Here is a 16,214-nt window from a genome sequence, read left to right on the forward strand (position 1 = left end):
GGTATGGATGGCGAAACCGGGGAGGATGATTCTACCAGCGCGGCGGCGCCCGGTGATACCATAAAACTGCGACAAATTTCAAACGTCAGTTCTCAACTTGTAGCGGCTCAAAATATGACACAGCAACCGGCGTACGACAACATCTCGCAACTCAGCACGGTCGAGTTGGTCGAAGCGATGCAGTGCATGCCCGTGGGCGTGACGATTATCGATCGCAGTTTGAAGATGCGATTCTGGAACGAGGCGTTCTGCCGCCTGCTGGATTTCCCGCACGAGATTATGCGTGCGGGCGTGACCTTGCACGAATTATTCCTCTTCAACGCCAGGCGCGGCGACTATGGTCCCGGGGACCCGGACGACCAGGCCAGGGAGCGTATCCGGCTGAGCATGATGTTTCAACCGCATCAGTTCACCCGCACCCGCGCCGACGGCACCGTCCTCGACATCACCGGCCGGGTGATCCATGACGCCGATGGACAGGCAATCGGTTTCGTCACCATCTATCAGGATGTCACGCGCGAGCATCAGCATGCGCAGCATCTGCTCGCCGCCAACAAGGAACTTCAGGTTGCCTATGACGACCTGCGGCTGGCCCAGATCAGCTACGCCGCGATGGAAGAGGATAGGCGCCGCTACTATCAACTGGCGGTGCGCGATCCACTGACCGGCTTGTTCAGCCGCTACTACATGGAAGACGCCGCGGCGCGCCTGATTGAACTGCATGAGCGCGATGAATCCTCGCGCCTGGCCCTGCTGGTGTTCGATATCGATCGCTTCAAGGACATAAACGATGCTCACGGGCATCTCGGCGGCGATACGGTGCTGCGCCACATCGCGCTCTTGCTCAAGCAGCACTCGCGCCGGGCCGACGTCGCCGTGCGTTTCGGCGGCGACGAGTTTGCCGTTTTCCAGTCGGGTGTGGGCGACAAGGAATGCATGGCGTTCGCCGAGCGCTTTCGCGAGGCGGTGTGCGCCACGCGGCTGGACGGCGAGCTGGCCGGGCTGACGCTGTCGATCAGCGTCGGCGTGGCCGAGCATCGGATCGGCGAATCGATGACCGATCTGCTGTCGCGCGCCGATGCGGCGCTGTATGCCGCCAAGCGGGCCGGCCGCAATCGCGTGCAAAAGGCGGCTTGAGGTCGCCAGCCGGGATTGACCCAGACTTGCCGTTGGGCTACTGTGGCATGAACTTCGGGAGGTTCCATGTTCATGCGGATGCTGGCTTGCGGGCTACTGTTGTGCCTGGGTGGAGCGACGTGGGCCGGCCCCGGCGAATGCCGGGACATCAAGCTGGCCTTCCATCACGTCGGCGCTTTGTACTATCGCGCCCCGGACGGCGGCTGGACCGGCATCGACAAGGACGTCATCGAGGAGCTGGGCAAGCGCACCGGTTGCCATTTCCACACCTCGCTGGAATCGCGGGTGCGCATCTGGACCATGCTGGCGGGCGGCAAGCTGGACATGTCGGTATCCGGCATCACGACCCCGGAGCGGGAAAAATTCGCCCGCTTCATCCCCTACTTCGCCACCCGTAACTTTGCGCTGCTGGACCCGAGCGTGCCGGCGTCCGCCAGTACGGCGGAGGGTTTCCTGGCCGCTCAGGAGTACAAGGTCGCGGTGGTCAAGAGTTACAAACATGGCGCCGCGTACGACCTCTGGCTCGACAAGTTGCGGGCGCAGGGACGGGTTTATGAAGCCGCCGATTTCCCCGCAGTGGTGCGGCTGTTGAAGATAGGCCGGGTGCAGGCGATCCTGGCCTTGCCCGTCAGCTGGGTGCCCATCCTGAAGCAGGAGGGATTGAGCGAGTCGGTCCGCGTGCTGGACTGGGCTCCCAAGGACAATGTGGTCCACGGGCTGATCGTGTCGCGCGCACGTATTCCGGCCGCAACCGCCGAACGCCTGTCCAAGGCGATCGAATCCATGCGCAACGACGGCACGCTGTTGATGATCTTCAGACGCCACCTAGGCGATGGAATGGCGAGCGGCTTGCTCAATTACTGAGGCATCCGCGTTGAATGGAAAAACCGCCCCGTATCCAGCGCTCGGGCAGCTCATTTCGGGCGCCACCTAACGAGGCGATTGACGCCGTTCGTATGGCACGTTCGGCGGCAAAGTCGAGCGACGCAAACGAACGCCCTTCGTTTCGATGCCGGCCAAAAGCCCCCAGGCGGCGGCCCAACGCGACGCCCGAACTTTCTGAGGTATCGATTGCGTGGCAATAGCGCGGCCAAGCGCGATGATCATTCTATTCATCGCGTAAGACTTTTTTTTCGGACATAAAGTGGCAATGCTCGGCATAGAAGTCCCATTCGTTCTGGATCGACTTCATGCATCATCCCCCGCTCAGGAGGAACGCACCGTGCGCCAATTCACTTATATTCGTCTAGGCCAGCCCGAACGGACGCTGAATTTGAGCGGACGACCGACCTCAACGACCGTAACTGTGCCAGCGCCAAAAAATGTAATGGCGCATATTCGTCCCCCTGGTTTTGATCCACGTCATTTTTTTTATTGCCGCCCCCCGTTAGAATTGACTTCGCGCAAGTTGCTTTGGCACACATGAGTTGTTCATCCCGTCCGAAATCTCACAACAAGATAGCGCATATGGAAATCAAAGTATTAGGACCAGGCTGCAACAAGTGCGCCTACACTGTCGCCTTGATTGAAAAGATCGCTCAAGGCGCGGGGGTGGCGGTCAGCATCACCAAGATCACCAACCCCGATGAAATCGAGCGCCTTGGCGCGACTGCCACGCCGACCGTCAGCATCGACGGCACCATCGTGCATAGCGGCGGCATCCCGTCACACGATCAGGTGGCTGGATGGATAAAAGCCAAGGCGCCAAGCTTCCTGACGCGCCCCACGCGTCACCTTTTCTTCACCGGCAAAGGCGGAGTGGGCAAGACATCACTGTCGACCGCCACGGCGCTGAGCCTCGCCGATGCGGGCAAGAACGTGCTTCTGGTCAGTACCGACGCCGCATCGAACCTCGACGAGATGTTGGGAATAGTGCTGCAGAATATCGCCACCCCCGTTCCCGGCGCACCAGGTTTGTCGGTCTTGAACATTGACCCCGACACGGCGGCAGAGTCCTATCGGCAGCGCGTGCTGGCGCAGATGGGCGCCGACACCAGCGAGACCGCGCGCGCGACTGTACGCGAACAATTGTCCGGCGCCTGCACCACGGAGATCGCCTCATTCGACGAATTTGCATCGCTACTGTCCGACGATACCGATCGTTATGATCATATCGTCTTTGACACGGCGCCGACCGGGCATACTTTACGCCTACTCAGCTTGCCGCAAGCGTGGAGCGGATTTCTTGCTCACAATGACCGCGGCGCGTCCTGCCTCGGACCTCACTCCGGATTGCAGATGCAGGAAGTGCGCTTCAAAGCTGCGCTGGCCGCCTTGAGTGATCTCGGCCAGACCACCATCATCCTGGTGACACGCGCGGACAAGGGTGGGATTTCCGAGGCGGCGCGCACCTCTGACGAACTGCGCACGCTAGGCTTGAATAACCAGCGTCTCGTTATCAACGGGGTGTTTCACGCCAGCGATCCCAGCGATGCAGTCGCTTGCGCCATTGAGTCCCTCGAGCGGCAGGCACTGGATGCGATGCCAAGATCACTGCTGGCTTTACCGCAGGATCAAGTGCCATTGCGGCCGTTCGACACAGTGGGTCTGCCCGCCTTGCGCTCCTTGCTCGCAGCCCACGTCGCGCCGATCGCCCCCGGCGCGGCGCCAGCTGCAAGGCCCCAGGGCCAGGACCAGCCGAGCCTGGATGCATTGGCCGATGCCTTGGCGTCGGCCGACCACGGCTTAATCATGGTCATGGGCAAAGGCGGTGTCGGCAAGACCACCATCGCTGCCGCCTTGGCCCTCGGCTTGATTCAACGGGGGAAAACCGTTCACCTGAGCACCACGGATCCGGCCGCCCACCTTGTCGCAACGTTAGCCGGCGAGGTGCCGGGGCTGCGGGTCGATCGCATCGACCCCAAGGTGGAAACGCAGCGCTACATCGACAAGATGATGGCGGCCAAGTCCCCTGGTCGCACGCCCCAGGAACTAGCCCTGTTGCTGGAGGACTTGCGCTCGCCGTGCACGGAGGAAGTTGCGGTCTTCCATGCCTTCTCGAAGATTGTAGGCGAAGGACGTAGCGCCTTTGTGGTGCTGGACACTGCGCCGACCGGGCACTCCCTGCTGCTGATGGACGCAACCGGCGCCTATCATCGGCAAACGCTGCGCGAGTTTGAAGGCCAAGGCCGTGGTCGAGTGACGACGCCATTGATGCGGCTGCAGGATGCCGCATACTGCAGAATCGTTTTGGTGACGCTGCCCGAAGTGACCCCGGTTTCGCAAGCGACGGCGCTGCAAGACGACTTGCGCCGCGCCGGCATCGAGCCTTTCGCGTGGGTGATCAACAAGAGCATATTGGCGGCCGGCACGCATGATCCGTTGCTGGCGGCGCGTGTGGCGTGCGAACGCAAGCAAATGACGCGCATCGCAAGCGGACTGGCGACGCGCGCATTTGTCGTGCCTTGGCGTACCAATCCGCCGATAGGATTTGTCGAACTGTCCAAGCTGGTAAGACAACAGGCGGACCAGGAAATCGCCTAGCCAGAGGCGCCGCCCTGGGCGTTGGAGTCGCCCTTCCAAGCAACAGTTCCTGTGCAAGGTTGATGCAGATCACATCGGCAGAGATCGCCTTGGCAGGGACGCGGCCCTGCCGCTGGATGCCGGCGGTCGTCCACGCACGTCGGCGGACGGCCGCGCATAGTAAAAAACCCGCTCGGAGGCGGGTTTTTGGTGCTTCATGAGGCTGTTTAAAACGTATTAGTGGTGGTCGGCGTCAATCGAACTCAGTAAATAAATCTATTTAAAATCAGCGCGTTAGAGAAAAAATGTAAGGTTCGCGAATATAAATATCCCCATCAATACCCCTTTAGCAATAGGAAGGGATGGCGTCGGCTTGGTTTCAGATAAAAAACTGCGGATCGGCTCTCGTCGCAGAACCTAAAACAACATGCCTATCGCTGCCAAAACAATACTCAACCGACGATCAGCAGGCGTATCGCAGCTAAGTGGATGGAAATAGTTCGATTCCGCAATTTATTAAAATACTCCCGACGGAGCGTCACTTGAGTTCGGATGCAGCGGTTTCAATAATATCTCCCTATGAAAAATACATGAATTTTTCATTTACCCAGCTTTGCACCAACCTGCCTCAAGAAAATATAATTTAATTAAAAAGCTAAATAAGTTTAATTTGCAACTAATGGAAACCCGGCTTCCGCTTACGCCCCATTGCAGACCTTCGCATTAGTTACGAAACGCAACTCGTTGCGGAAAATCGTTGCTAAGAAATTGAGCCAACCACTGTTTAAGTCAGATTTCTTTTCCAACGTTACTTTCCTTATAGGTTTTTATGATTGCGTCAACCATCTTCCGACCAATCCCAGCGAGGTTTCCTGTGGTTTTTGTGAAGTAACTTCCTTCTTTAGGTATTAGGGAATCACCGATTTTGTGGGTCGAGGTGAGACCGACATCAGCTATTTTACGCAAATAAGTTTCGTTGCATTTCCAATTATTATGAATACCAACATCTCTTCGTGCTTTTGCCTCTACAAAAGTTGGCCAAAGTGGTCTTATACATTCGGATTCGATGGATAAAGTTTTGCAAATTTCGTCAAGATACTCAGAAGGCTTTTTATACATCAGTTTATTCAAAAACATGTCAGTTGCTTGTTCTATCAAAACGTCTTTCGAATCGGCATCGAGAATTTGCGACAGCGAAAACTGAACTGAACTAAGCTTTTTGGGATAGGCACGCAATACGGCGGACAGGCATGACTGAAAGAAAAACTCGAGACCGGAAATTTGAGTAAAGAATAAGTGACATTCGATGTACTCCGTCGCGGTCATCTCCATCGCGGAAGCAAAACACCCAAGCTGGTCATAAGTGGCACGAAATCCTCCGTGAATTGGTGAATCGAGTTCAACGTCCATTTGTGCTGCTCTGGCCGCACGGAGGATGAAAATCGTTGCTTGCAAAAATGTATCTTGGTTATTTATAAGAGTGGCAAGTGCTTCTTCCACTTCTTCGCAAACGTTTTTGTTGCTCACTGTCTATCCTTATTATGGGTCTTCGCAAGGCGGAAGGCGACCGGCAGCTTGTGGCCGGACGCGGTCGCTCCTGCAAGCATACCGCCTCTTATGCGCCCTTTTCAAAGATGCGCGTGTAGTTTTCAAACTCAGTGCCGGTCAAGTCTCGTTCAATAACTGCCTTCGCAACTTCAAAATCTACAACAATTGAGCAAACCTCCATTGAGCCACTGCCGATACTGCCTCCGTCGCAGGCGCCCAGACCAGTCCAACCTAGCGCTTCATTCATCCGCTCCTCGAGACGATGGCGCTTCTCAACATCTCTCGCATCCCCCATACCATCGACCGCGTACTCGATGAGCAATGTGCGGTGTTCATCATTATCGATTGGACGGAAACCTTGCTCGTATAAGTTCTTAACTTCGCTCTGCAGAATCTTCTCGGCCTTAGAGAACAAGCTTGACTTCACTCTTTTGGATTCGCCCCGTGTACCGAGTTCGCCCCAGTGGACGGTATGACTCCCATCACCATTTTCCCAGGTCTCCCAATACTCTTTTTTCTCATCTACGAAGCGATAAAGCTTTAACAAAAGAACTCCTTTACAGTTGAAGATAGATGAGAAAAACACTTCCTATTTGCCTGACTTATTGAGCGACGGCTCTTGGCCGAATTCGGCGTACCGCTAATTCCACTTTATCCATGCGGGAACTGCTCCCCGGTTCACATAAAAATAAGCGATAGCCTTGTAGCATTGCTCGACCTCGATGCACCAAGAAAGCGGATACTCATCCACCTGCCCATTCGCCAATCTAAAACTACAAACACCGTCTCCGGCGTACTCGCCGATTGAGTGAACCGAATCGTCTTCACTCTGCATATGCATAAGCCAAGCATGCTCTCCATTTCGGAGCATGCACATTGAGGGGAACGACTCCGTTGCTACCCACAGCTCAAATTCTGGTACACGGTCACACTCGTTTAACAGCTCTCCGAGCTGTTCAAGTGAAGTAATTGAAACAGTAGAGCTATTGAACTGCACTTTCATCATCGTCAATCATCTAAAGTCGCGAACGGCGGCTTGTGGCCGTTTGCAGAAGTGCGCAGCAGACTATCTTTCAGGCGCCGACTCTGCAGGAACCGGCTTACTTTTATTCGCTGCTGGCCGGTGCCGGACTTTGTCGTTTTCATCTTACGCGCTGTTTGGCGCTGAAAAATGCTTCCGCGAGTTGTCCGTCGAAATACTCAGAGTCGTCTCGCTCCATACTCTTCAACCGGCTTTCGGCTTCCTCGCACATTTCGGCTGTGGCGATTCCCTGATTAAGGTATGTCGCCACCATCAAATCCGTCAACTCATTTAGCGGTATATTCCAGCTATCGCGGCATCGCTCCATCAATCCCGTCGTCGCATTGCTTTGCCATGGTCCTCGGAGTGCAGCTACTGAAAATTTTTTTCCCATAATATTCATGTTATCCCGAAGGGCAGCTCCTGGCCGACTTCAGCCAGCGTTCATCCTTTGTTAGCTAAGGACCTCAGTGCCATCGATGGACATGATTATGTGGCGAGGCATCCAGCAGTCATATTTTGCAGTGGCGACTTCAGATTTACATGTCTCGCAAACTAAATTTGGACCATCGCATCCATCTAAGTCACAGCAACCATTTAATCTTTTAGGGTTGTCAATAATCCCCATGGACAAGGCATCCTTAGAATTAATAATCCATTGACAGCTTGACCAATCATCGTCCTGAGTCGTAAATCCTTCAGGAATCAGGTCTTTTCCGTCTTCTTCGCATAGCTTGACAGGAATATTTTCCAGCTCTTTCGTCAATACGGTTCCGCATTTGCGGCACTTAAATTTCATTGTTTACCTACCATAGGTGCGCAACGGTACATGAAGCTGCGTATATACGAATGTCTGGAAGTGGCCGCTTGCGGCACTCACCGAGGTGACGTCATACGTTATGCGTGACCGCGCCTTGTTCAATTTCTAATGCGTTACTTATTACAAAATTTCTGCCGTCAGCCTTGGCCATGGACAAATATTCATTCAGTTTCAGCGACTTGATATCGTTGAGCACCCACAGTGCCATAATTCGCTGATATTCATGACTTGTCTTCCAGGCGCGCTCGCATAGAGTTTCTACATGAGTGGAGCCTATACGGCCTAACGCCTGCAACGCCATGCGACTGACATATTCATGCTCGTCCTGAACGAGCTTCAGCAACGCCGACTCCGCCGCAACAAATGGGAATGCACCAAGACCCAGTTGTACCGCGAACTGCCAACGAACGTCTGCGTCATCCACCAGAAGTGCATATGGAAGCAGGAACAAGAACCAGTCGCTCCTACCTGCTAACGTAGCGACTAGGTCTTCCATCTCGTTGTCGCGTCCAACTGCATACAGAAGGTCCGAGATTTCCGACGCAGTCGCATCTTTTGGTGAGTGAGACTCCAAATTGTCCAAAAATGACTGGTTCAGTGGTGCCCACTGTTCATAGTCACACTCCCATTCTCCTGTTCGGCGTTCGATAGGATACTCTGATGCCCAAGCCCTAAATCGGGCGACCTCAGTGCTCAATAACCCGTCCATCACTTCCTTCGCACAATGTATTAGCCGCGTGTTCCTCAGGTGGTCTGCTTTTGGCCGATATGCAACCAACGCGTCACCCTTGAAGAACACCGCCCCGAATAGCCCGATTCTTCAATTCGAGAACCCAAGGATTGCCGGTATCAGTAAGGCAGGCTTCTATCGGCCAGCCAGGTGCTGTTTCAATAAGATGCATGAGCGATGAAGCGAACCCGAAGCATCCATCTTCCCCAAAAAGTCCGAGAAGCGCAATGGCCTCTTCGTCGGTGATTGGCCGCATGATTCCTCGATACTCGATTTCATATTTTCGAAGCGTCTCGACATCGCCGTCGTCTTCGCTTGGCAGCTCACCTAGCTCGACGAGCCTCCGAATTTCTGCTCGCATATGTATTCCTCGCTAAATGCCATGGTCTGCTGTTGGCCGAATTCAGTCTGTGCCAGAGCTACGCTGCCACAATCAGTGGGTTAGCCAGCTCATATGAAGACTCAGCAATCACCTGACCAGAAAATACGCCAAGCACAGCGTGCTCTAATCGTTCCGAAAAAACAAGAAGCTCATCAGGTGACAGATTATTTATCTGAAAAACGTCGTTCACGTTGTAGTGTGCCGAAATCAAATTCGTAATTTTTGCGAAAAGCGTTGTGACAGCCAGTGCCAGTTCTCTGCTCACCCCTACAGATAAATCTTCAGACCGTGCCACCCCGACTAATTCAAAGTGCAGTTTCCAGAACTCGACAATGCTCCAGTCGCCATGTTCGGTCAGCCGTTCATAGAAGGAGCCTTCCCAGCCAGGATTACCGGGTAGGTTTTTAAATATTTGCATATGCATAGTCGAGTTGCCGCTCCTTGGAATTCAATGACGGTTTGTGGCCGTTAGTGTCGGCTACCAAATTTCCACCATTTTTTTGGTGGCTCCGTCGCAACAGCCTCGATAGTTGGCAAATCCTTTCGGGTGCCAGGCCAAATGCTGATGATGGGGCCGGGCTCAATCCCCTCCGGCATAGGTTCTATATTGCACGCACCGTAGGTTACGTCTATCCAACTCAAGCAGCCACGGTCATCAGTAAACAATAGCAGGTCAATTTCTTCCGAAAAATTAGAACTTACTACCACTTCATAAAATACCCCAGCACCCGTCTGCAGTGGCAAGAAGTTGGCATCAGCAGGCACTTCAAATGCGAATCCTTGGCATCCACAAGCGCAAAGCTCACCAATCATGCCAATTGCGACTTGGCTACTCAAAGCCTTAGAAAACGGTAAGTCTTGCGCGAGCAAAAATTTCAACCAATCCGTTGCGTGCTGTTTAGAGTTCGCCATGACGCTTTCTTAAAACAGGTCTGGAATTCCGAAATGAGATCATCACTTATTACTTCCTATGGCAGTAGCTATGTCTGCTGCTGGCCGAACTCGGCCCATCGAATCAATATCGCTTCTGCAGCCAGCATAACATTCTTGCCACCAAGGAAAATTCACAATTTGTCACAATGATCTGACTAACGCAAACCTGAGAACACCGCGCCGTGTTCTAACGGCCCAAGTACACCGCCGTGATTTGCTCTCTGCCGTGCCCCATTTCGTCCGATAGTAGCAAACGCGCCGAGAGATCACGCTGCCTTTGCTCCGGCCCTAACTGAGATGATCGGGGGCCGCCTCGCGCCGGGCATTGCCAGCCGGTGAGCTGGCGGTAGCGTTCTTGCGCGTAGTTGTGGCGCAGCCCATGAACACCGTGGATTCCCGCCTTATCACACTGAGCTCGAAAGCGCTGAAGCTGATCGCGATAACTGAGGTTAGACGGAATGAGACTACCTCCAGCGGCAAGCCGCTTGGTCTCATTGAGCACGGTGCGTTGTTCCGGCGTGCGGATGGCGATTTCTCGATACTTGCCGCCCTTGGTCCACGTATCCTTGAGCTTCAGTCGATCGCCGCCGTCGGCCCACGCCGGCACGATCTTGATGCTCTCCTCGCGCCTCAAGCCAAACGCGGATTGCAACCGCAGAGACATGGCCGTATAGGCATCCGTGATCTTCGCTAGGCGCGCATCGTCAAGCACCTTGGCCTTGGAGATATTGGTGACGAAGGTGCGCTTGTCGATGTCATAGCTGCCGTTGTCGCGCGCGATGATGTTGTCCTTGCCGATCTTCTGCGCCCACCATCGCATCGCGCTCATTCGGTTCTTCATCGTGCCGACGCTGACGCCATCGGCCTTCCACTGCTGCACCAGCGCGTCCACATGCTTGGGACGTAGACTGTCAGCATTCATATGGCGATATCCGAGATCGTGCAACTGGTTCGCCACGTGCGAAAGTATCCGCGCGCGGTCGGACTGCGTGGCATAGCTGCCATCGCGATTGCGGTCGCACAGCTGCTTGAGTTGATAGTTCAAGTCGCGCATCGCATGCTCCTAAAATCAAATTTGGTGTGATCGAGTCAGGTAAGTGTTTCTGGCCACCGTGCTTGCCGCAGCAAGGACGGTTTGTAAAGGCCCCGGGACACCACTCCCGTGTATGCGGTATGTTCACTGCTTGCCCGCGCCGCATGCGCGTATGGCGCCGCGATCCGCTCCTTGTAGAAGCCTGATCGCGGTGGGACCAGTTACCCAGGGTCCATGGGGTGTGCCTCGCACACGTTGTCGGCCCACGAGGGGCAAGGTTGGCAAGCAGCGTTCTGCTGCGCTGATGGCGGTAGATCCGCTGTCACTGGCCGCAGTCACTGAGAAATCCGTGGCGGAGCCCATATAGCGCTTGATTGCTAGCGCGTCGTCACTGGCAGCAGGCCGCCAGTAACGACGCGCGGTTTGCGCCGCGGACTAGGGCGGCGCATAGGACATGCACGCGGCGGCAGATCGCCGCGTGAGGTGGGGACGGTGCGTGAATGCGCACGATGTGACGCGCAGCTCCCTCGAGGGAAGGATGCGCAATATGGATGCAGCCTATCCAGGCTGATCGCGGGCTAGCTCAAAGGCGAAGCCAATCTAAAAACGAATGTGGAGACTAAGGGCGCGTGACGAGCGCTACGCCTGGCGTGATGCCAAGTTGCGCGAAGGGCGATCCCTTCGCGTCGAAAAGCATATTGTCCTCCACCTGGCACCGTGCCGGCATCACCGGCATAAAATTTTCGCCGATTGATTTGTCGAACGCTGATGGGAAAAGGCCCACGATAAACCCGCTCATTTCGACTGGCACTTGCACGGACAACGGCGCATCGTATCGTATCCAAACAAACAAACGAAGGAGGTAATCATGGGACCTACGAATATGCACCTGATACGCTTACCCGAAGTGCTAGCGATCTGCGGACTTTCGCGCAGCACGGTCTACGCTTACGCGAAGCGCGGACAATTCCCGAGCCAGATCAAGATCACACCCAATGCAGCGGGATGGGTGAAAGAGGAAGTGCAGGCATGGGTCGAGAGCCGTGTTCGCGCAAATCGTGGGCCCTAGTGGCGTGCGGCGTCGAGCGGGATAATCCGAGCACCACTTTGCGCGGCGTGCAGCATATCGCCCCACCAACGATAGAGCAGAACCCGCTGCGCGAAACGTTCGCCCCGGTCGTAGGCGCGTACAACTTCGTTGTCGTGGGCGTGATCCAGCGCCAGCTCCACTACATCGCGTTCAAAACCGTTGTCGCGCGCCAGTGTAGAGAAGGCGCTGCGCCAGCCATGCGGTGAATGCTTGCCAGCCAGGCCAAGTGTCACACGGTAGACCTTCTCGACGGATTCACGGCCTATGTGACTTGCTCCCGTTGGTGACGGGAACACGTAGAGGTTTTTCCGCAAGTGCGTCATGGTCTGCCACTGGCGCATCTCTTCAGCGATCTGCGTGCACAGCGGGATGCGATGATCGATCGCCCTGCTGACTACCTTCATTTTAGAACGCGGGATTATCCAGGTCGGCTGTTCATCGTCGAGATGAAATTCGCTCCACTCTGCCTCAACGATATTCCCGATGCGCGCGGCAGTGAAGGCGCATAGCCTATGGGCCAGCCGCACGGCGTTCGACAGCCGGGCCAGTTCTGCACGACGCAGGACATCCCCAAGCGATGGCCAATCAAGCAAGGCAGCCATATGGCTGCCGTTCTTCTTGCGCGGCAGGATCTCTTTGACCGGTGCGGCCGGGTTGTCGCGGCATAGCCCTTTTGCCTGCGCGTAGCGAAATACGCCGTTGAGATGCTGCAGGATACGAGAGGCTGTTTCCAACACGTCCCGATTCTGGATCGTCTGAATGGTCGTCGCAACCATGGCCGGGGTGACGGCGCTAATCGGCAGTTTGCCCAGCAAGGGAAAAACGTCGCGCTCGAACGCCCGAGCGGACTTGACGTGGTGCGTCTCGCTCCACTCCGTCCGTTTCATGTTCAGCCAATCTCCGGCCACCACTTCGACGGTATGGCCGGCGGCAGTGGCGCGGGATACGCGCGCCAGGCGACGGCTATCAACAGGATCTTTTCCTGCCAAAATTTTTGCCTTGACCTCGCCCCATTCCAACCGGGCAGCGGCAAGCGATATCAGCGGGTACGGGCCTATGGAATAAACCTTCTCCTTGCCGTCCAGCCGATACTTGATGCGCCAGGTTGGGTTGCCGGCTTGCGTGATGAACAGGTACAGGCCGCCGCCGTCGGCTAGCTTCCTGCCAATTTCAGCTTTGGCAACAAAAGCTTTTATCGCCTTGTCAGTCAATTTACCTGTCGCAATACCCCCGCGCATGGTATTACCCTCCATCTGTTTTTGGAGAATACCCCCACAAAGCCCCCCGCAGTATTGAGCTGGCACAGGAAAACTATGGCTGCCTGGAGACGCCTCCCAGAGGGAGACCCAAAGAAAAACGCCGTCACGAGGACGGCGTTGGAAGGTCTTGCATTGTTCAGTGGTGGAGTCGGCGGGAATCGAACCCGCGTCCGCAAGCACTCTACAGACAGTTCTACATACTTAGCACTATCATTTAATTTAACCTGTACAGCACGGATGTGCACGTTCTGGACAAGCGATTCACCTTAGATTTAGCGCGGATTGAAGTGACCCCTCACAGCGCGAGTCCCTGTAAATGACTCCACAGCTTTTAACGGCCCACCCCAGGGACGAGGTGTTGTGGAGCTAACAGCAATTAAGCTGCCAGTGCGTACGAGTTATCGTTTGCAGTTAAGTTTTTTCAGGTTGTATTTACGAGGTAGCCCGCCCTCGGTATGCCCTGCGCTGCTTTGCAACCCACGTCGAAACCAGGTCGACCCCACAGAACTCCATTCTACCGCACTTTACCCACCTTCGCACCCTCCCCTGAAGAGCACGTCAAACGCCCGTCATATTTGCCCGTTATGATGGGCGCAGTTCTCACACAGAACGACCTTTTAGCGCCTCCCGGAGGCGGCTACTACCGGCGCCGGCGGTCGGGAAATATACCGGCACCAACACTCTCGGCTCCTTACAGCAGCTGTCCAGCCTTGGCCAGCAAGCCCATGATCCCGAGAAAGCCCGAGGCCATCAACGCGACCAACCAGCGAAACTGGGCGTCGCCGCGATCCATACGTTTCTGGCTTTCATGTATCACTGTGTCGATGCGGACGGTGGTTTCACGGTGCATATTGTCGATACGACTACTGATTTCCCTGTGCATGCCGTCCAGGCGACCTGACGTGTCTCTTTGCAATTGGTAATTTTGAGTATTCATCGCCAAGAAATGGGCAGCAGTCTCCTGCCGAACTTGCTCTATCTTGGTAACGACCGCCTTGGAGTTGTCCGCAGTCTCCCGCCGAACCTGCTCTATCTTGGCATCGACCGCTTTGGAGTTGTCTGCGGTTTCCTTACGCAAATCATCTCTCCGCGCGGTGACTTCGCGACGCGTCTCATCTATCCGCGCCGTGGCCTCTTGGCGCAGTGCATCGATCCGGGCGTTGACTTCCTTGAAGCCGGCACCCATCTCCTGCCTTAGTGTTTCCATCTCCTGGCTCATATCCTCATCCTCGGCACCATCGGGGCCGTTGTCAAGCTGAGCTAACGCGTTATTTTTCGCATGCATGGAACGACCCCTCCCCCAGGGATCCAGCTTAATCCCGGCGCCACGCCACACCTCCGATCTGCCTCAAGCCCATCCTTGCGCAGCGTTGTTGCGACGCAGCAAAAAAATAGGATTTCCGCATGCTTTTTCGGGCGCAAGCGGCGCTCTGCATTAAAATGAAAGCCACACTTCCCGCGCCTGCCCACGCCATGCCCGATGCCGCCGTCCTCGCCGCTCCCAGCCCCAAGAAACGCGGGCGACCCCACAAGGGGGAAGGCGGCGGCCTGCGCGCCGAATTGCTGGAGAAGTCGGCCCAGCTGTTCCGCACCAAGGGCTACGACAACACCACCGTGCGCGAAATCGCCGCCGCCGCCGGCATCCAGGCCGGCAGCTGGTTCTACCATTTCAAAAGCAAGCAGGACATCCTGGCCGCCATCATGGAGCAAGGCCTGGCCCGCTCGCTGGCCGAGATCGAAGCCATCGCCCGCCGGCCGCTGCCGCCCCGCGACCTGCTGCGCCAGCTGGTCGAGGCCCATCTGCAGACGCTGCTGGCGCCCGACCACCATTTCATCGCCGTACTGCTGTACGAATGGCGCTCGCTGGACGAGTCGTCGCGCGCCCGCATCGTCGCCCTCAAGGACCGCTACGAGGCGGTGTGGGACCAGGCCATCGCCGCGCTGCACCGCTCCGGCGACTGGGCCATGCCCTCGCAATTCGACCGCCTGCTGATCTTCGGCGCGCTGAACTGGACGGTGCAATGGTACAAACCCGGCAGCGGCGTCGACGTCCAGCAACTGGCCCAGCAGGCAATGCTGTTCATCTTGCGCACGCCGGCCGCGCTTGAGGCACAATAGAGGCGTATCTTAAAAGGAATGCCCTATGATCTATGAAATCGCCGAGTTGTACATCAAACCCGAGTCCCACGCCGCCTTCCAGGCCGCGGTGGCCGAGGCGGTGCCGGTGTTCCGCGCCGCCATCGGCTGCCTGTCGATGCGCCTGGACCGCGACATCGAGGTGCCGGACACGTATCATCTGGTGGTGGGCTGGGAAACGCTGGACAACCATCTGGTCGATTTTCGCGCCAGCCAGGGTTTCCTGGTCTGGCGTGGGCTGGTGGGCAGCCATTTCGCCCTGCCGCCGAAAGTGGAACATTTCGAAACCGTGGTCCCCGGCTTTTAAGCCGCCCATCGCTGTCCAGTCTCAAGACGGAGGCTCATCATGACACGTACCATCCATCGCAATTTCGACCAGGTGACGGACGCCGAAAGCGCCCGCAGCGCGCTGCTGTCGAGCGGCTTCCCGCCGTCCTGCGTCAAGCTGACCAAGCATACGACGCTGCCGCCCAGCGTCTCGACCAGCATGGTCGGCAACCTGCTCGATTCGCTGACGCCGGGCGGTCCGGCCGCCGCCGCGCACGCGCGCCAGCGCAGCGGCGCCATGCTGACCATCGATATCTACGACGAGGACGAGGGCGCCAAGGCGGACGCCATCATGGGCGGCTTCGGCCCCACCCCGGCCTAGCGGTCCGCTCCGGC

General features: G+C 56.3%; 19 protein-coding genes and 1 other RNA gene. 7 read left to right on the forward strand and 13 right to left on the reverse strand.

Going from position 1 to position 16,214, the window contains the following annotated elements; translation table 11 throughout:
- The first annotated feature begins 3 nt into the window (after positions 1-3).
- The 3 genes from AC1RMD_RS17695 to arsA all read left to right on the forward strand — a co-directional run bounded on the left by AC1RMD_RS17695 (position 4) and on the right by arsA (position 4,620).
- Positions 4-1,137, forward strand: a complete 1,134-nt coding sequence (locus AC1RMD_RS17695) for a sensor domain-containing diguanylate cyclase (RefSeq protein ID WP_492928000.1) — start codon at positions 4-6, stop codon at positions 1,135-1,137.
- Between the two features lie 66 nt (positions 1,138-1,203).
- Positions 1,204-2,001: a substrate-binding periplasmic protein gene (locus AC1RMD_RS17700; protein ID WP_492928001.1), complete on the forward strand. Its 798-nt coding sequence runs from the start codon at positions 1,204-1,206 to the stop codon at positions 1,999-2,001.
- A 603-nt stretch (positions 2,002-2,604) separates the two neighbouring features.
- Entirely contained in the window at positions 2,605-4,620 is a 2,016-nt protein-coding gene (gene arsA, locus AC1RMD_RS17705; protein ID WP_492928002.1) for an arsenical pump-driving ATPase, read from the forward strand.
- Positions 4,621-5,388: 768 nt separating this feature from the next.
- Here arsA and AC1RMD_RS17710 read toward each other — a convergent pair.
- The 10 genes from AC1RMD_RS17710 to AC1RMD_RS17755 all read right to left on the reverse strand — a co-directional run bounded on the left by AC1RMD_RS17710 (position 5,389) and on the right by AC1RMD_RS17755 (position 11,087).
- Positions 5,389-6,126, reverse strand: coding sequence for a hypothetical protein (locus AC1RMD_RS17710; protein WP_492928003.1), 738 nt, complete (start codon positions 6,124-6,126; stop codon positions 5,389-5,391).
- Positions 6,127-6,214: 88 nt separating this feature from the next.
- Positions 6,215-6,694: a hypothetical protein gene (locus AC1RMD_RS17715; RefSeq protein WP_492928004.1), complete on the reverse strand. Its 480-nt coding sequence runs from the start codon at positions 6,692-6,694 to the stop codon at positions 6,215-6,217.
- Between the two features lie 93 nt (positions 6,695-6,787).
- Positions 6,788-7,153 carry a hypothetical protein gene (locus AC1RMD_RS17720; protein WP_492928005.1) on the reverse strand — a complete coding sequence of 122 codons (366 nt, stop codon included), beginning with the start codon at positions 7,151-7,153 and terminating at the stop codon, positions 6,788-6,790.
- A 136-nt stretch (positions 7,154-7,289) separates the two neighbouring features.
- Entirely contained in the window at positions 7,290-7,571 is a 282-nt protein-coding gene (locus AC1RMD_RS17725) for a hypothetical protein (RefSeq protein ID WP_492928006.1), read from the reverse strand.
- A gap of 51 nt (positions 7,572-7,622) precedes the next feature.
- Positions 7,623-7,934: a hypothetical protein gene (locus tag AC1RMD_RS17730; RefSeq protein ID WP_492928007.1), complete on the reverse strand. Its 312-nt coding sequence runs from the start codon at positions 7,932-7,934 to the stop codon at positions 7,623-7,625.
- Positions 7,935-8,058: 124 nt separating this feature from the next.
- Entirely contained in the window at positions 8,059-8,697 is a 639-nt protein-coding gene (locus tag AC1RMD_RS17735; RefSeq protein WP_492928008.1) for a HEAT repeat domain-containing protein, read from the reverse strand.
- Between the two features lie 73 nt (positions 8,698-8,770).
- Positions 8,771-9,079, reverse strand: coding sequence for a hypothetical protein (locus AC1RMD_RS17740; RefSeq protein ID WP_492928009.1), 309 nt, complete (start codon positions 9,077-9,079; stop codon positions 8,771-8,773).
- Between the two features lie 58 nt (positions 9,080-9,137).
- Positions 9,138-9,524 carry a hypothetical protein gene (locus AC1RMD_RS17745; RefSeq protein ID WP_492928010.1) on the reverse strand — a complete coding sequence of 129 codons (387 nt, stop codon included), beginning with the start codon at positions 9,522-9,524 and terminating at the stop codon, positions 9,138-9,140.
- Positions 9,525-9,568: 44 nt separating this feature from the next.
- Positions 9,569-10,012, reverse strand: coding sequence for a hypothetical protein (locus tag AC1RMD_RS17750; protein WP_492928011.1), 444 nt, complete (start codon positions 10,010-10,012; stop codon positions 9,569-9,571).
- Positions 10,013-10,220: 208 nt separating this feature from the next.
- Entirely contained in the window at positions 10,221-11,087 is an 867-nt protein-coding gene (locus AC1RMD_RS17755; protein ID WP_492928012.1) for a phage integrase N-terminal domain-containing protein, read from the reverse strand.
- An 862-nt stretch (positions 11,088-11,949) separates the two neighbouring features.
- Between AC1RMD_RS17755 and AC1RMD_RS17760 the strand changes: the two genes are divergently transcribed.
- Positions 11,950-12,135 (forward strand): helix-turn-helix transcriptional regulator, encoded by a 186-nt coding sequence (locus AC1RMD_RS17760; RefSeq protein ID WP_229212120.1) that lies wholly within the window; start codon positions 11,950-11,952, stop codon positions 12,133-12,135.
- Here the strand turns inward: AC1RMD_RS17760 and AC1RMD_RS17765 are convergent.
- From AC1RMD_RS17765 to AC1RMD_RS17775, 3 genes are all read right to left on the reverse strand, one after another.
- Positions 12,132-13,394, reverse strand: coding sequence for a tyrosine-type recombinase/integrase (locus tag AC1RMD_RS17765; protein WP_492928013.1), 1,263 nt, complete (start codon positions 13,392-13,394; stop codon positions 12,132-12,134). The two genes, AC1RMD_RS17760 and AC1RMD_RS17765, sit on opposite strands and share 4 nt — an antisense overlap.
- 161 nt (positions 13,395-13,555) lie before the next feature.
- Positions 13,556-13,916: a transfer-messenger RNA gene (ssrA, locus tag AC1RMD_RS17770) on the reverse strand.
- Positions 13,917-14,106: 190 nt separating this feature from the next.
- The gene (locus AC1RMD_RS17775; protein ID WP_492928014.1) at positions 14,107-14,700 is read right to left on the reverse strand and encodes a hypothetical protein; all 594 of its coding nucleotides are present in this window, start codon (positions 14,698-14,700) and stop codon (positions 14,107-14,109) included.
- Between the two features lie 188 nt (positions 14,701-14,888).
- Between AC1RMD_RS17775 and AC1RMD_RS17780 the strand changes: the two genes are divergently transcribed.
- The 3 genes from AC1RMD_RS17780 to AC1RMD_RS17790 are packed head-to-tail and all read left to right on the forward strand — an operon-like array spanning position 14,889 to position 16,200.
- Positions 14,889-15,533, forward strand: a complete 645-nt coding sequence (locus AC1RMD_RS17780; RefSeq protein WP_492928194.1) for a TetR/AcrR family transcriptional regulator — start codon at positions 14,889-14,891, stop codon at positions 15,531-15,533.
- Between the two features lie 25 nt (positions 15,534-15,558).
- Entirely contained in the window at positions 15,559-15,858 is a 300-nt protein-coding gene (locus AC1RMD_RS17785; protein WP_217940797.1) for an antibiotic biosynthesis monooxygenase family protein, read from the forward strand.
- Positions 15,859-15,897: 39 nt separating this feature from the next.
- Positions 15,898-16,200, forward strand: coding sequence for a hypothetical protein (locus tag AC1RMD_RS17790; protein WP_492928015.1), 303 nt, complete (start codon positions 15,898-15,900; stop codon positions 16,198-16,200).
- The last annotated feature ends 14 nt before the right edge of the window (positions 16,201-16,214 follow it).

It is taken from the genome of Duganella sp. GW822-FHT06D06 (assembly GCF_058799615.1).

Coding starts and splice junctions, on each gene's coding strand:
- AC1RMD_RS17745 (WP_492928010.1), bottom strand. CDS start 9,524: ATGCATATGCAAATATTTAAAAACCTACCCGGTAATCCTGGCTGGGAA.
- AC1RMD_RS17700 (WP_492928001.1), top strand. CDS start 1,204: ATGTTCATGCGGATGCTGGCTTGCGGGCTACTGTTGTGCCTGGGTGGA.
- AC1RMD_RS17740 (WP_492928009.1), bottom strand. CDS start 9,079: ATGCGAGCAGAAATTCGGAGGCTCGTCGAGCTAGGTGAGCTGCCAAGC.
- AC1RMD_RS17755 (WP_492928012.1), bottom strand. CDS start 11,087: ATGCGCGACTTGAACTATCAACTCAAGCAGCTGTGCGACCGCAATCGC.
- AC1RMD_RS17765 (WP_492928013.1), bottom strand. CDS start 13,394: ATGCGCGGGGGTATTGCGACAGGTAAATTGACTGACAAGGCGATAAAA.
- AC1RMD_RS17790 (WP_492928015.1), top strand. CDS start 15,898: ATGACACGTACCATCCATCGCAATTTCGACCAGGTGACGGACGCCGAA.
- AC1RMD_RS17695 (WP_492928000.1), top strand. CDS start 4: ATGGATGGCGAAACCGGGGAGGATGATTCTACCAGCGCGGCGGCGCCC.
- AC1RMD_RS17750 (WP_492928011.1), bottom strand. CDS start 10,012: ATGGCGAACTCTAAACAGCACGCAACGGATTGGTTGAAATTTTTGCTC.
- AC1RMD_RS17720 (WP_492928005.1), bottom strand. CDS start 7,153: ATGATGAAAGTGCAGTTCAATAGCTCTACTGTTTCAATTACTTCACTT.
- AC1RMD_RS17735 (WP_492928008.1), bottom strand. CDS start 8,697: ATGGACGGGTTATTGAGCACTGAGGTCGCCCGATTTAGGGCTTGGGCA.
- AC1RMD_RS17725 (WP_492928006.1), bottom strand. CDS start 7,571: ATGAATATTATGGGAAAAAAATTTTCAGTAGCTGCACTCCGAGGACCA.
- AC1RMD_RS17760 (WP_229212120.1), top strand. CDS start 11,950: ATGCACCTGATACGCTTACCCGAAGTGCTAGCGATCTGCGGACTTTCG.
- AC1RMD_RS17775 (WP_492928014.1), bottom strand. CDS start 14,700: ATGCATGCGAAAAATAACGCGTTAGCTCAGCTTGACAACGGCCCCGAT.
- arsA (WP_492928002.1), top strand. CDS start 2,605: ATGGAAATCAAAGTATTAGGACCAGGCTGCAACAAGTGCGCCTACACT.
- AC1RMD_RS17780 (WP_492928194.1), top strand. CDS start 14,889: ATGCCCGATGCCGCCGTCCTCGCCGCTCCCAGCCCCAAGAAACGCGGG.
- AC1RMD_RS17785 (WP_217940797.1), top strand. CDS start 15,559: ATGATCTATGAAATCGCCGAGTTGTACATCAAACCCGAGTCCCACGCC.